This window comes from Mycobacterium tilburgii, assembly GCF_902168065.1.
GTDB lineage: Bacteria > Actinomycetota > Actinomycetes > Mycobacteriales > Mycobacteriaceae > Mycobacterium > Mycobacterium tilburgii.
This window is the reverse complement of sequence record NZ_LR655691.1, coordinates 1-14,320: the sequence shown is the minus strand read 5'-3', so window position 1 is coordinate 14,320 and position 14,320 is coordinate 1. Positions and strand designations below refer to the sequence as shown.

The following is a 14,320-nucleotide window of genomic DNA, read 5'->3' as shown; positions in this document are numbered from 1 at the left end:
AACGGTGCAGTGCAACGGGGGCTACCTGTCGGTCAGCGGCGTGGCCAACATGGACACCGTCACCGGTCACCTGCACCAGCGTCGCCGTTGCCGGCAAAGAAAATCGCCTCACCGTCGACGCAATCAGCATCTCGGGCACCGGCAACGTGATCACCTACCACTGGGGTTCACCGACGATCGCCAACACCGGCAGGTCGAACACCGTCCGTCAGGGCTAACGGCGGCGCTGCCAGCCGACTTAGAATCGGGCCCCGTGGGCTTAGAGGACTCCGATGCCCTGCAAGTGCTGCGCGACGCCCTGGCCCCCAACGCCGCGGGCGCCGAACTCGTGCGCCATTTCTACACCCAGTGGTTCGCCTTCAACGTCTCGCTACGCGACCTGTTCCCACCCGAAATGGACGCTCAGCGGGCAGCTTTCGGTCACGCGTTGCACTGGGTCTACGGTGAGCTGGTCGCGCAGCGCGCTCAGGAACCGGTGGCCTTCCTAGCCCAGCTCGGCCGGGACCACCGCAAATACGGTGTGCTGCCAAGACATTACGAATCGCTGCGGGCCGCCCTACTGGCCGCATTGCGCAGGCAGGTCGGCGACGCCTGGACCGATGCCGTCGACGATGCGGCCCACCAATCGCTCAACCTGATCACCGGCGTGATGAGCGGTGCCGCCGACGCCGAGGAGGGTCCCGCCTGGTGGGACGGCACCGTCGTCGAACACCATCGGGTTTCGCGGGACCTCGCCGTCGTCCGACTGCGACTGGACCACCCCATGCACTACCACCCCGGCCAATACGTCGACGTCCATGTTCCGCAATGCCCAGGGCGTTGGCGATTCCTCAGCCCCGCCATCCCGGCCGGCCCCGACGGCGGCATCGAATTCCACGTCCGCCAGGTCCCCGGCGGGCTGGTGAGCAGCGCGATCGTCAACGAGACGCGGCCGGGCGACCGGTGGCGACTGTCCAGCCCGCACGGCGGCCTGCACGTCGACCGGGGCGGCGGCGACGTCCTGATGGTCGCCGGGAGCACCGGCTTGGCGCCGCTGCGGACGCTGATCATGGACCTGTGCCGGTACGCGGAAAACCCGCGGGTGCACCTGTTTTTCGGCGCGCGGTACCGCTGCGAGCTGTACGACCTGCCTACGCTGTGGCAGATCGCCGCGCACAATCCGTGGCTGTCGGTCTCGCCCGTATCGGACTACAACAACAACCCGGCCTGGGCCGCCGACTATCCCGATGTGACGCCGCCGCGCGGTCTGCATGTGCATCAAGTCGGCCGGCTGCCGAGGGTGGTGACCCGGTACGGCGGATGGGGCGACAGGCAGATCCTGATCTGCGGTGGGCCCGCCATGGTGCAGGTCACCAAAAACGCGCTGCTGGCCAAAGGCGCTCCGCCGCAGCGCATTCAGCACGATCCGTTGAGTCGCTAGGCCCGACCGCTAGGTTTGATGGCGACGACCCGCCGCGCGCGGCCACGCCGCACTTGCGATCGCCGCTAGGCTGACCCTGTGCATGTGGTGACCCTGCGGGACCCCACCTCCTCGCTGGCCGCGCAGTTCGCGCCCCGACGACGGCATGATCGGCACCTCGCTGACCGACGACGGCGTCGAGTTGCTCGGCCAGCGGCGAGGCCTGGACGGCTACCTGCACGCCAGCAAGACGATGGGCGTTCCGATTCTGTATCCCTGGGCGAATCGCTTGAGCGCCAACACCTATACCGCCGAGCTGACGCCGGGCGATAACGGCGTCCGGGCGGACACCAACGGGCTACCCATTCACGGCGCCCTGGCCGCCTACCCGGGATGGCGGGTGATCACCCAGTCGACCAACGAGCTCACAGCCGAGGTGGACTTCGGTGCCGACCGGCGACTGCTGGCCAGCTTCCCCTACCCGCACTTGCTCACAGTGGACATGCGGCTGGCCGACCGGGCGGTGACGGTGCGCACGACCGTCACGCAACCGGCGACACCGCCGTCCCGCTGTGCTACGGCTTTCATCCTTACCTGCAGGTGCCGGAGGCGGCCCGCGGCGAGTGGCTCATCGAGACCCCGCCGCTGCTGCATCTGAGCCTCGACGGACGCGGCCTGCCCACCGGACAATCGTCGGAGCAGCCCGCCACACGAGAACTGCTGGGCAAAAACACCTTTGACGACGCCTACGACCAGGTATCCGACGGTGCCGTGTTCGCGGTGTCCGGTGGCGGGCGCTGGCTGGAAGTGCACTTCGAGCAAGGGTATTCGGCGGCCCAGATCTTCGCACCGCCGAGCGAGGAAGTGGTGTGCTTCGAGCCGATGAACGGCGCCGACCGCGGCGCTCAGCCGTGGCGGCTATCCACCGCCCGCCCCGGCGAACCGGCAGTCGCTCAGTTCTCCGTCCGAGTCGCCTGACCCCGCCGACCGCTGAAAGCCGCGCCGCGGCAGGTGAACCAGCGCATCCGCGGGTCAGCGACCCTTACGCGGCTGCCACACCACCAGCGCCGTGCTCTTGGGTACCACAGCGACCTCGCGGCGCTGGTTGGCGCGCAACGCTGCGATTTCCTCGGCCATTTCCTTCACCCGCGACTGCAGTGCCTCAACCTGATTGGTTAGCTCGATGATGCGCTTGATCCCGGCCAGGTTGACACCCTCGTCCTGGGACAGGCGCTGCACCTCGCGCAGCAATTCCACGTCGTGCTGCGAATAACGTCGCCCGCCACCGGAAGTGCGGCTCGGGCTGACCAGCCCCAGCCGGTCGTAGGTCCGCAACGTCTGAGCGTGCATGCCGGCGAGTTCGGCCGCCACTGAGATCAAAAAGGTCCGCGCCTCGTCGCGCCTGGAGTTCTTAACCATCAGCGGTTACCTGCCCATCCGGCCCGCGGGTTGAAGCCGCTCGCCCGCTCGGCTTCGGCGTACGCCTCCAGAGCTTCTTGTGCGGCGCCTTCCAGGTTCGGCGGCACAGCGACTTTCACGGTGACCAGCAAGTCACCGTGCCCACCGCTACGCTTGGGCACACCGCGCCCACGTACCCGCAGGATACGGCCGTCCGCCGTACCCTTGGGCACGCGAACACTGACCTTCCCGTCCAGGGTGGGCACGGAAAGTGTTGACCCGAGGGCTAATTCGCTGAAACTAACCGGCACGGTCACAGTCAATTCGTCACCGTCGCGGGCGAAGACCTTGTCCGGCCGCACGTGCACCGTCACGTACAGGTCGCCCGACGGGGCGCCGCGCAGCCCGGCCTCACCCTGCCCGGGCAGCCGGATCCGTTGCCCGTCTTCGACTCCCCGTGGGATCCGCACGCTGATGGTGCGGGTGCGGGTGGCGACACCGGTGCCCTTGCACTCGTCGCAGGGGTGCTCGATGATCGAGCCGCTGCCCCGACATTCGGTGCACGGCTCGGAAAACCCGAACGCCCCCTGGTTGCGGCTGACCACGCCGGACCCATTACAGGTGGGACACACCTTCGGGCTGGTGCCCGGACGTGCCCCGCTGCCATGGCAATTCGTGCACGGCGCTGGGCTGGTCAGCCGCAGCGGCATCGCGACGCCCTTGGCGGCCTCGACAAAATCCAGCTCGGTTTCGGTTTCCAGGTCGTTGCCGCGGCGCGGTCGACTGGGCCGCGCGCCCGCGCCGCGTCCGAACAGGCCGCCGAAGAGGTCGCCGATGTTGGCACCGCCGCTGCGGCCCGCGGCGTCGAACAGGTCGTTCAGGTTGAACTCGGCGCCATCGGAGCCGTAGCCGCCCACGTTGAAGCTGCCGAAGCCGCCACCGTCGAACCGCCGACCGCCGAAGCCCCCGCCGGCGAAAAGCCGGCGGGTCTCGTCGTACTCCTTGCGCTTGGCCGGATCCGAAAGCACGTTGTGCGCCTCCGACAACGCTTTGAACCGTTCGCCGGCCGCGGGATTGTCGGGATTCGCATCCGGGTGCAAGTCACGCGCCAGCTTGCGATAGGCGCGTTTGATCTCTTCGGGGCTGGCGTCGGAGGAGACGCCCAGCTCCTCGTAGAAGTCCTTTTCGACCCATTCACGCTGGGCCATGTCGCGTCACCCCCTCCCACCTTTCTGGCTGTTGTTCTGATTCTGTGCCTTATTCACCGGCGGCGGCAGCGTTTTCGTCGGTATCGCTCGATTCGGTCTCGGCGGGCTCGGCCGTAACAGCGGCGTCGCCGTCGTCCGGGATCGTGTCGACGACGGCGACCAGGGCGTGACGCAACACGTTCTCGCCCAGCTTGTAGCCCTGGCGCATGACCGTGCCGATCACCGGCTTGGAACCCTCGCCGCCATCGCCCTCATGCTGGACGGCTTCATGCAGCACCGGGTCGAAGTCTTCGCCTTCGGCACCGAACGCCACGACACCGAGCCCGGTCAGTGCGCTGTCCAGCTTGTCGGCTACCGACTTCAGCGGACCCGACTCCAGATCACCGTGTGAACGGGCGCGCTCGAGATCGTCCAGCACGCCCAGCAATTGGCTGATCACGGTGGCCTTGGCCCGATCCGCCGCGGCCTGCTGATCACGCAATGCCCGTTTCCGGTAGTTGGCGAAATCAGCCTGCACCCGTTGCAAATCGGCGGTCAGCTCGGCGACCTTGTTGGTGCCGTCATCTGCGGCGGAGTCCGTCGGGGCGGCCGTCGGTGTATCCCCTCCCGGCCCCGGGCTAGCAGGGCTGGGAGGGGCGTTCCGCACTTCTCCGGTCTCGGGATCAATCCGCCGCTTGTCGGTCACAGTCACCGGTTCTTGCGGATTGCCTTCGTTCACTTGGCCTCCCGGTCGTCGTCGACCACCTCCGCGTCCACGACATCGTCAGCGGAAGCAGATGTACCGCTTGCCTCTGCACCGCCGGCCTGCGCCCCGGCCGCCTGGGTGGCTTCGTAGATCGCCTGACCCAGAGCCTGGGACTCCTGACCCAGCTTCTCCATCGCCGTCTTGATCGCGGCAATGTCGGTGCCGCCCAACGCCGACTTGGCCTCGGCCACCGCGGCATCCACCTTGTTCAAGGTGTCCTCGGGAACCTTCGAACCACCGGACTCGGCCGCTGCGCCCCGTTGTTCAGCGACGAATTTCTCCGTCTGGTAGACCAGGGTCTCGGCCTGGTTGCGAACGTCGGCCTCCTCGCGGCGCTTGCGGTCCTCCTCGGCGTGCGCCTCGGCGTCCTTGATCATCCGGTCGATCTCTTCCTTGGACAGGCCGGAGCCCTCCTGGATTTTGATCGTGTTCTCCTTGCCGGTGCCCTTGTCCTTGGCGGTGACGTGCACGATGCCGTTGGCGTCGATGTCGAAGGTGACCTCGATCTGCGGGACACCACGCGGGGCCAGCGGGATACCGGTCAGCTCAAAGGAGCCGAGCAGCTTGTTGTGCGAGGCGATTTCACGCTCACCCTGGTAGACCTGGATCTGCACCGACGGCTGGTTGTCGTCCGCGGTGGTGAAGGTCTCCGACCGCTTGGTCGGGATGGTGGTGTTGCGTTCGATCAGCTTGGTCATCACGCCACCCTTGGTCTCGATACCCAGGCTCAGCGGTGTGACATCCAGCAGCAGAACGTCTTTCACCTCACCCTTGAGGACACCGGCCTGCAGCGCGGCACCCACGGCCACAACCTCGTCGGGGTTGACGCCCTTGTTGGGCTCCTTGCCGCCGGTCAGTTGCTTGACCAGATCGGTGACCGCCGGCATCCGGGTGGAACCACCCACCAGCACAACGTGGTCAATCTCGGACACCGAGATGCCGGCGTCCTTGATGACCGACTGGAACGGCTGACGCGTGCGGTCCAGCAGATCCTGCGTGATTCGCTGGAACTCGGCGCGAGTCAGCTGCTCGTCGAGGAACAACGGGTTCTTGTCGGCGTCAACGGTGATGTACGGTAGGTTGACTGAGGTGCTCTGCGAACTGGAGAGCTCGATCTTGGCCTTCTCGGCGGCCTCACGCAGCCGCTGCATCGCCATCTTGTCCTTGGTCAGGTCAATTCCGCTGGTGCCCTTGAACTTGTCGACCAGCCAGTTGACGATCCGGTCGTCCCAGTCGTCGCCACCGAGGTGGTTGTCGCCACTGGTGGCGCGGACCTCGACGACACCCTCGCCGATCTCGAGCAGGGACACGTCGAACGTGCCACCCCCAAGGTCGAAAACCAGAATGGTCTGTTCCTTCTCGCCCTTGTCCAGGCCGTATGCCAGCGCCGCTGCGGTCGGCTCGTTGACGATGCGCAGCACGTTCAGGCCGGCGATCTGGCCGGCTTCCTTGGTCGCCTGACGCTGGGCATCGTTGAAGTACGCGGGCACAGTGATGACCGCGTCGGTGATGTCCTCACCCAGGTATGCCTCGGCGTCGCGCTTCAGCTTCTGCAGCGTGCGCGCACTGATCTCCTGAGCGGTGTACTTCTTGCCATCGATCTCGACGGACCAGTCGGTGCCCATGTGCCGCTTGACCGAACGGATGGTGCGGTCGACGTTGGTGACCGCCTGGTTCTTGGCGGTCTGACCGACGAGCACCTCACCGTTGCGGGCGAACGCGACGATGGATGGCGTCGTCCGTGAGCCTTCAGAGTTGGCGACGACGACAGGGTCACCACCCTCGAGCACTGCGACGACGGAGTTGGTGGTCCCGAGGTCGATACCGACCGCACGAGCCATAGTGATTCCTCCTGATTGATGTAGGGCTTCTTTGGTGCCACTATGCTGAGTGAACCCCGCTCAATCCTGCCTCGTGAGCGCTGACCTGTCAAAACCCAATATTGAGTCTAGTACACTCAATTTGTCATCAAGCCTTACGAGGACCTGATCAGCGATCCCGAGGGTCAGCTGCGCTGGCTGTACGAGCACCTGAAACTGGGCGACTTCGAGTCGTACCTGCCGCGACTGCGCCAGTATCTGTCTGACAAGGCGACCTACCGGACCAACAGCTACCAATTGACGGCCGAACAACGCGCCGTCGTCACCGAACGCTAGGGTGAGTTCATCGAACGCTACGGCTACGCGGCGGCCGAGGATGCGCCGATCGAGTGCGCCGAGACGGCACTGGCGGGGTAGTCAGCGGGACGCGATCTCTTCGATCAGGTCCAGCACGACCCGGGTCGCCGCGCTGATCGACCGGGCCGCCGACGTGGTGACGAACAGCCGCCACTCCAGGTCGTGGTCGCTCACCCGCAGCGTGGCCAAGCCTAAATCGTCGATCTCGTCCAGGATGGTCCGGCTCAGAAAACCGATGCCCAGACCGTTGCGGATGTAGGTCGCGGCCGTGCCCAGATCGGCGACCTCCACCGTGACGGTCCGCTCGACGCCGGCGGCGGTGAACGCGTTGTCGATCACGGTTCTGGTGCCGTATCCCGGCGGGCCGTCCACGAACGACATGCCCGCCAGCTCCGCCAGCTCCACCGAATCCCGTTGGGCGAGAGTATGATCAGCGGGCACGACCAGCAGCAGCGGAACCGAAGCGACCAGCCGGGCGTTCAGATCGGCCGGCGGCGGCCCAGTGAAGACCAGAAACGCCACGTCGAGATCCCCATCGCGGAGCTGGCTGGCCAAACCGGCCGACCCGGAGCTGGCCGCGCGCAGGTGAACATTCACCCCGGGGTGGCGGGTGTGCAGCTCCGCGAGCACCGTGGGCATGTCGATCACACTGATCGACGTCAGGACCCCCACCGTCACCGTGCCGCGAATAGAACCGCGGGTGGCGTTGACGGCGTCCTTGGCGGCGCGGGCCGCGTCCAGAGTCTCACGAGCGCGCGGACGCAACTCCACGCCCGCCGCGGTCAACTCCACTCCGCTCGGACCGCGGACGAACAGTTCCGCTCCCAGTTCACGCTCGAGGGCCTTGATCGTCGCCGACACACCCGATTGGACGACGTGTAATTTCTTCGCGGCCTCGGTGAAGCTCCGGTTATCTGCGACCGCAAGGAAATACTCAAGATGGCGAAGCTCCACACAGCTATTATCACCGCACGTGCTAACGTCCATCAGAACATGTCGCTGGCCCAGATGCAGCAGGTGATCGTAGCGTCGATTTCGTCAAGCGTTCTGACCGCCCGGCGAATGATCAAACCCCCAACCTGCTGGACGTGCCAATGACTCTGCAAGCTCCCGCCTTGACAAGGACCAGGACTCGCTGGTCCTCTCCTTCCACCGACGACCAGTTCGTCGTTGGCCGCCGATTCACACCGCGGACAAGATCGCCCCGGCGCTCGCCGTCGGTAACGCCGTCGTGCTGAAGCCACCGGAGCAGACGCCCTCGGTGGTGCTGCGGATGGTGGAGCTGATCCAGTCGGTGCTTACTTGCCGGGCACCGCTTGCTGCACGCGGTGCCCGGCAAGTGAAAGGTGGGCCGGCGCCGTGTTCGTCAACAACTACTTCCGGATCGCGATCGGGACGGGCTTCGGTGGGGTCGGACACAGCGGCTTCAGCCGAGCACGCCGAGGAGACGCTGTCGGAATACGCCTACACCAAGACGATCCGGTGGGCCGCCAAGTGCGAAGAGTTGCCGTACTGGACCGCCGCCAGCCGCGTGCTGGAAGGTTAGGAGCGTCTTGCGCACCATCGCACTTGAAGAGCATTTCGCCACCGACAGATTTCTGCGTGGACCGGGTAGCTGGCTGGCGTCCCGCGCGGGCGTGATCGAACGCCATCGCCGAGTATGGACGAGACTCGCATAGCGGCGATGGATGAGGCGGAGGTCGACCTCGCGGTGCTGCCGCTGGCGACGCCCGGTGTCGAGCAGCTGGACGGGCCGAAAGCCGTTGAGCTGGACCGGGAATGCAATGATGAACTCGCCGCCGCGATCGGGCGTTACCCCGACTGGCTGGCGGGTTTCGCCACGATGCCGACGAGTGCACCAGATGCCGCGGCCGAGGAAGTCGAGCAGGCGATAGGTACGCTCGGTTTCCTCGGCGCGGTCATCAACGGGCACAGCCAGGGTCGCTACCTGGATGACCCGTTCTTCGAGCCGATCTTCGATCGCGCGGCGACGCTCAAGGCCCCCATCTACTTGCACACGACGATCCCGCCGGCGGGCGTCATCGAGTCCTGCTACGCCGGGTTCGCGCCCGAGGTGACGTTCGCGCTGGCGACCGTGGGGTGGGGCTGGCACATCAACACCTCCACGCGCGTGCTGCGCATGAATCTCGGCGGGGTATTCGACACCTACCCGGACCTGCAGATCATCATCGGCCACATGGGCAAGGGAATGTCGTTCATGCTGCCGCGGTTCGACGCAACACTCAGGCCGGAACTGACCGGCCTCAAGCACCTGGTCAGCTGGTACCTGCGAAAGAACGTCAACTACACCTTTGCCAACTTCAACAACGAGGCCACCTACGGCCAACCTGGTCTCACAGGTCGGCATTGACCGGTGAGCGTTTCCGCCGACTATCCCGTTCGGGTCGATGAAGGCCGCCCGTGCGTTCCTGGACGGCCTCCCGCTCAGTGATGACGAGCGTGCGCGCATCAGCCACCGCAACGCCGAGCGGCTGCTCGGTCTCTGAGTGGGCTTGGCCCGCGGCAATCGAGCCCGGATTCGACGATAACGCTTCGTTATCATCGGCGTCTCAAGGGCGCGTCGCCACCGCAGCTTTCCCCTCCTCGTGCGTACTCTACGTCTGACATCTCAGATCTTCGGGGAGCGACGCGTGCGGTTATACCACAAGGCACGGCGGGGCTTGGCCGGCGGCTCGCTGCTACTGGTGGCCGTGCTGGCGGGCCCCGCGCTGACGTCCGGCTGCAGCTCCGTCATCGAGGGCAGGCCGGTTGCCACGCCGGGCACCGGGCCGACCGAGCCCGCGTTCCCGACACCCCGGCCGAGCGGCGCCCTACCGCCGTCCAGCCAAACTCCGGCGCCACCGGCGAGCCCCACCACCCCGGCCAGCGCCATTCCGCTGCCACCCGACCAGAACGGCTACGTCTTCATCGAAACCAAGTCCGGCACAACCCGTTGCCAGATCAACAAGGACAGCGTGGGGTGCGAGGCACCATTCACCAACTCACCTATGCAGGACGGTGAACACGCCAACGGCGTCCACATCACCTCTGGCGGCACGGTGCAGTGGATATTGGGCAACTTGGGGGCGATCCCCACCGTCACGATCGACTACAAGATCTACGACGCGCAGGGCTGGACCATCGACGCTTCCGAAGCCGGCACCAAGTTCACCAACAGGCGCACCGGACACGGAATGTTCGTCAGCGTAGAGAAGGTCACCACGTTCTGACGCGGGTCAGTATGGTCGGTGCCGTGGCGCGGCCAGCGTCGCCACACATGACGGCAACGCGGCGCAAGCGGCGGAATTATTCGGCTGGCTAGGCCCGCAACCGGACGCTGTGGCCGGCGCGTCCGCAGCGATCGTGTTCTCCGCGACCGGAGACCTCGCCGCCACACGTAATGCCTTTCAGATCAAGGATTCCGGGCCTCCAACCATGGCCGCGCGGACCGCGCGCGGTCTCGCCGAGGGACTGCTGCTGACCATGGATCAGCCCTACCCGGCAGCGATCGCGCGACTCGGCCAGGCCATCGCGTCCGCGCAACCCATGACCGAAGTCCTGCTCGACAGCCCCACCAGGCTGGTCACCCTGGCCGCGATACATGCCGGCGATCCGGTCCGGGCCCGCAGCGTGATCGGCCGCGCGGTGCACGCCGACAGCGACGCGGTGTTCCACTCTCGGCACACACTGCTGGGGGCCTGGATCAAAATGCAGGACGGGCAGCTGGCAGCGGCCGGCGCGGATGTCGTCGCAGCCGGTTCCGTCCAGCTGCACCGCCGTGACGCATTGTGAGCAGCGACGCTGCAGACCGCCATCGCCCGTCGCAGCGGGGATGCCGGTGCGCTGCACAAGCATTGGTACGCGGGCATGGAAGTGCTCGCCGAGCACTCCGTCGATCTGTTCGCCCTGCTGCCATTGGGCGAGTTGTGGGTCGCGGCCGTGCGCATGCGCCAGGTCGAGCAGCTGCGCCACACCCTGGAGCGGGCGTTCGCCCTGCTGGATTCGCTGGGCAATCCAGCACTGTGGTCCACCCCCTGCATTGGCGGGCGTGCACGCCGGGATCCTCGCCAACGCGCCGGAGCTGGTGGCGCCGCACGGTCAGGCCCTCGGCGCGGCGGCCGCGGTCAGCACGCTGGCGCACACCCTGTCGGGCGCGGGCCGCACCTGGCTGCGGGTACTGGCCATCCAGGTCGACGTCGACGAGGTCACCGCGGCGGCGCGCGCTCGCGCACGTATGGCCTGACTTCCGACGCCACCCGGCTGACTGGTCAGGCCGCGCTGCAGACACCCGATGGCAAGGTGTCCGGTGCGATGCTGCAGCTCGCCCGCGACCTGAAGGTCGGAGCCACCCCGGACGAGGCCCCCGGTGACCAAACGCACAGCGCGGCTTCGCCGTCAGCGCAGCCGCCGTCAGGGTCTGCGCTGACGCAGCGCGAACGCGAGGTTGCCGAACTCCTGCTGCTGGGTATGCCATACCGGGACATCGGCACGCAACTTTCATCTCGGCGAAAACGGTTGAGCATCACGTGGCCCGGATACGCCGCCGACTGGGCGCCGGGCCGCGCTCAGAGATGCTCTATTAATGATCCGTGCGATGCTTGCTCCGAACGGCTAAGCCGCTGGTCAACGACCTGCAACAACGGCGGTTAGGTCAGCCTTTCTCGCGACGGTAACGGTGCAGATGTCACTATGAGCTAGCAAAGGTCGAACGAATTTTCGCTGGGTGACGAGGCGTGGGGAGAGACCTTCTGTGACCACACAGACGCTCATACGACTGGTGCTAGGCCTGGGCTTGACCGCGGTAGTGGTGTCGTTGGCACTCAAACGCGTCTGGTGGCTGTACCGGCTGGTCATGGCGGGCCAGCCCGCGACCGGCCGCACCGACAACATCGGTTCGCGCATCTGGGCGCAGGTCTCCGAGGTGTTCGGTCAGCGCAAGCTGCTCAAGTGGTCGGTTCCCGGCCTCGCCCACTTCTTCACCATGTGGGGCTTCTTCATCCTCATCACTGTGTACATCGAGGCCTACGGCACGCTGTTCCAGCCCAACTTCCACATCCCGATCGTCGGCCGCTGGAACGCCCTGGGCTTCTTGCAGGACTTCATCGCCCTGGCGGTGCTGGCCGGCATCACAACCTTCACCATCATCCGGTTGCGCAGCGAGCCAAAGGAACACGGCCGCTCGTCACGCTTCTATGGTTCGCACATCGGCGGCGCCTGGCTGATCCTGTTCATGATCTTCCTGGTCATCTTGAGCTACGCCATCTTCCGCGGCGCCGCCGTCAACACCGGCGACTTCCCTTACGGCCACGGGGCCTTCTTCTCCCACGCGATGGGCGCGCTGATGCAGCCGCTGGGCCCCACGGTCAACGAGTGGGTCGAAACCCTCGCGCTGCTGGCCCACATCGCGGTCGCGCTGATCTTCCTGCTGATCGTGCTGCACTCCAAGCACCTGCACATCTTCCTGGCGCCCATCAACGTCACGTTCAAACGCCTGCCCGACGGCCTGGGCCCGCTGCTTCCGATGGAGTCCGGCGGCAAGCCGATCAACTTCCAAGATCCCGGCGAGGACGACGTTTTCGGCCGCGGCAAGATCGAGGACTTCACCTGGAAGGCGAACCTCGACTTCGCCACTTGTACCGAGTGCGGACGCTGCCAGTCGCAGTGTCCGGCCTGGAATACCGGTAAGCCGCTGTCGCCCAAGCTCGTCATCATGGACCTGCGCGACCACTGGATGGCCAAGGCGCCCTATATCCTTGGCGAGAAGAAGGCCGAGCCGCTGGAGGGCCTGGATCTCGAGACCACCCACGAGAAGGGCCACCATGTCCCGGAATCCGGCTTTGGCCGGGTGCCCGGACATGGACCCGAGCAGGCGGCGCGCCCGCTGGTCGGGACTGCCGAGCAGGGCGGCGTGATCGATCCCGACGTGCTGTGGTCGTGCGTGACGTGCGGCGCCTGCGTCGAGCAGTGCCCGGTCGACATCGAACACGTCAATCACATCGTAGACATGCGTCGCTACCAAGTGATGATGGAGTCGGAGTTCCCGTCGGAACTCTTGGTGCTGTTCAAAAACCTTGAGAACAAAGGCAATCCGTGGGGCCAGAACGCTGGTGACCGTACCAATTGGATCGACGAGGTCGACTTTGACGTTCCGGTCTACGGCGAAGACGTGGACAGCTTCGATGGCTTCGAGTACCTGTTCTGGGTCGGCTGCGCCGGCGCCTACGACGACAAGGCCAAGAAGACCACCAAGGCGGTGGCCGAGCTGCTGGCCATCGCCGGGGTGAAGTATTTGGTGCTCGGCACCGGCGAAACCTGCAACGGTGACTCAGCCCGCCGTTCCGGCAACGAGTTCCTGTTCCAGCAGCTGGCCCAGCAGGCCGTCGAAACCCTGGACGGGGTGTTCGAAGGTGTGGAGACCGTCGACCGCAAGATCGTGGTCACCTGCCCGCACTGCTTCAACACCCTCGGCAAGGAGTACCGCCAGCTCGGCGCCAACTACACCGTGTTGCACCACACCCAGCTGCTCAACCGGTTGGTGCGGGACAAGAAGCTGGTGCCGGTGACGCCGGTCTCGCAGGACATCACCTACCACGACCCGTGCTACCTGGGCCGGCACAACAAGGTGTACAAGGCGCCGCGCGAGCTGATCGGCTTCGCCGGGGCGAACCTCACTGAGATGCCGCGCCACGCCGAACGCAGCTTCTGCTGCGGCGCCGGGGGCGCGCGGATGTGGATGGAAGAACACATCGGCAAGCGCATCAACCACGAACGCGTCGACGAGGCGCTGGCCACCAACACCGCGACGATCGCGACCGGTTGCCCGTTCTGCCGGGTGATGGTCACTGACGGGGTCAACGACCGACAGGAAGAGGCCGGCCGCAGCGGGGTCGAAGTGCTTGACGTCGCCCAGATCCTGCTGGGATCGCTCGAGTACGACAAGGCGACGCTGCCGGAGAAGGGCACCGCCGCGAAGCGGGCGGAGGAACGGGCCGCGAAAGCCGAGCCCAAGGCCACCGCCGTGACGGCTCCGGCGGAAGCCCCCGCGGCGACCGAAGCCGCCAAGGCGGCCCCGGCTCCCGCCAAGGGCCTAGGGATCGCAGGGTGTGCCAAGAAGCCGGGCGCCAAGAAGGCGGCCGCGGAGACCACAGCGCCCGCGGCGGAGACCCCGGCGGCGCAGCCGAGCCCCGAGGCCGAGGCACCCAAGGCACCCGCAGCGCCCGTTAAGGGCCTGGGGTTGGCCGCCGGTGCCAAGCGACCCGGCGCCAAGAAGGCTCCGGCCGCTAAGCCGGCAACCGAGGCCACGACGGAAACGGCCCCGGCCACCGACACCGAACCGAAGGCTGACGCGGCGACCGCGACCAAGGCAGCGGCCGCGCCCGCTGCGCCGAAACCC

Annotated in this window: 10 protein-coding genes and 3 pseudogenes; 8 read left to right on the top strand and 5 right to left on the bottom strand. The window is 66.4% G+C overall.

Annotated features, from left to right (window positions below):
- Positions 1-253: 253 nt before the first annotated feature.
- Positions 254-1,420 (top strand): FAD-binding oxidoreductase, encoded by a 1,167-nt coding sequence (locus FQ389_RS02475; RefSeq protein ID WP_144205921.1) that lies wholly within the window; start codon positions 254-256, stop codon positions 1,418-1,420.
- A gap of 78 nt (positions 1,421-1,498) precedes the next feature.
- Positions 1,499-2,377: pseudogene (locus FQ389_RS02480) on the top strand (aldose 1-epimerase).
- 54 nt (positions 2,378-2,431) lie between these two features.
- Here the strand turns inward: FQ389_RS02480 and FQ389_RS02485 are convergent.
- Genes FQ389_RS02485 through dnaK form a run of 4 tightly spaced genes read right to left on the bottom strand, consistent with a single transcriptional unit; the run spans position 2,432 to position 6,591 of the window.
- Positions 2,432-2,818, bottom strand: a complete 387-nt coding sequence (locus FQ389_RS02485) for a heat shock protein transcriptional repressor HspR (protein ID WP_144205920.1) — start codon at positions 2,816-2,818, stop codon at positions 2,432-2,434.
- Positions 2,818-4,005 carry a molecular chaperone DnaJ gene (gene dnaJ, locus FQ389_RS02490; protein ID WP_144205919.1) on the bottom strand — a complete coding sequence of 396 codons (1,188 nt, stop codon included), beginning with the start codon at positions 4,003-4,005 and terminating at the stop codon, positions 2,818-2,820. The genes FQ389_RS02485 and dnaJ overlap by 1 nt, the downstream gene beginning before the upstream one ends.
- A gap of 49 nt (positions 4,006-4,054) precedes the next feature.
- Positions 4,055-4,723, bottom strand: a complete 669-nt coding sequence (gene grpE / locus FQ389_RS02495) for a nucleotide exchange factor GrpE (protein WP_144205918.1) — start codon at positions 4,721-4,723, stop codon at positions 4,055-4,057.
- The gene (gene dnaK, locus FQ389_RS02500; RefSeq protein ID WP_144205917.1) at positions 4,720-6,591 is read right to left on the bottom strand and encodes a molecular chaperone DnaK; all 1,872 of its coding nucleotides are present in this window, start codon (positions 6,589-6,591) and stop codon (positions 4,720-4,722) included. Before dnaK ends, grpE begins: the two co-directional genes overlap by 4 nt.
- Before the next feature lie 129 nt (positions 6,592-6,720).
- On the opposite strand from dnaK, the pseudogene FQ389_RS02505 reads away from it, so the two are divergent.
- Positions 6,721-6,903: pseudogene (locus FQ389_RS02505) on the top strand (sulfotransferase family protein); the annotation flags it as partial.
- Positions 6,904-6,987: 84 nt separating this feature from the next.
- Here the strand turns inward: FQ389_RS02505 and FQ389_RS02510 are convergent.
- A complete protein-coding gene (locus tag FQ389_RS02510; protein WP_144205916.1) occupies positions 6,988-7,881 on the bottom strand; it encodes a LysR family transcriptional regulator in 894 nt (297 codons plus the stop codon).
- Between the two features lie 277 nt (positions 7,882-8,158).
- Between FQ389_RS02510 and FQ389_RS17655 the strand changes: the two genes are divergently transcribed.
- The 5 genes and pseudogenes from FQ389_RS17655 to FQ389_RS02535 all read left to right on the top strand — a co-directional run.
- Positions 8,159-8,473 (top strand): hypothetical protein, encoded by a 315-nt coding sequence (locus FQ389_RS17655; protein WP_407662722.1) that lies wholly within the window; start codon positions 8,159-8,161, stop codon positions 8,471-8,473.
- 138 nt (positions 8,474-8,611) lie between these two features.
- Positions 8,612-9,298 (top strand): amidohydrolase family protein, encoded by a 687-nt coding sequence (locus FQ389_RS02520; protein ID WP_260860407.1) that lies wholly within the window; start codon positions 8,612-8,614, stop codon positions 9,296-9,298.
- Positions 9,299-9,578: 280 nt separating this feature from the next.
- Positions 9,579-10,157, top strand: coding sequence for a hypothetical protein (locus tag FQ389_RS02525; protein ID WP_144205914.1), 579 nt, complete (start codon positions 9,579-9,581; stop codon positions 10,155-10,157).
- Positions 10,158-10,179: 22 nt separating this feature from the next.
- Positions 10,180-11,542 (top strand): annotated as a pseudogene (locus FQ389_RS02530) (LuxR C-terminal-related transcriptional regulator); the annotation flags it as partial.
- Positions 11,543-11,677: 135 nt separating this feature from the next.
- Positions 11,678-14,320, top strand: a 2,643-nt coding sequence (locus FQ389_RS02535) for a 4Fe-4S dicluster domain-containing protein (protein ID WP_144205913.1), incomplete at its 3' end; no start/stop codon positions are given.

Coding starts and splice junctions, on each gene's coding strand:
- dnaK (WP_144205917.1), bottom strand. CDS start 6,591: ATGGCTCGTGCGGTCGGTATCGACCTCGGGACCACCAACTCCGTCGTC.
- FQ389_RS02485 (WP_144205920.1), bottom strand. CDS start 2,818: ATGGTTAAGAACTCCAGGCGCGACGAGGCGCGGACCTTTTTGATCTCA.
- FQ389_RS02520 (WP_260860407.1), top strand. CDS start 8,612: ATGGATGAGGCGGAGGTCGACCTCGCGGTGCTGCCGCTGGCGACGCCC.
- dnaJ (WP_144205919.1), bottom strand. CDS start 4,005: ATGGCCCAGCGTGAATGGGTCGAAAAGGACTTCTACGAGGAGCTGGGC.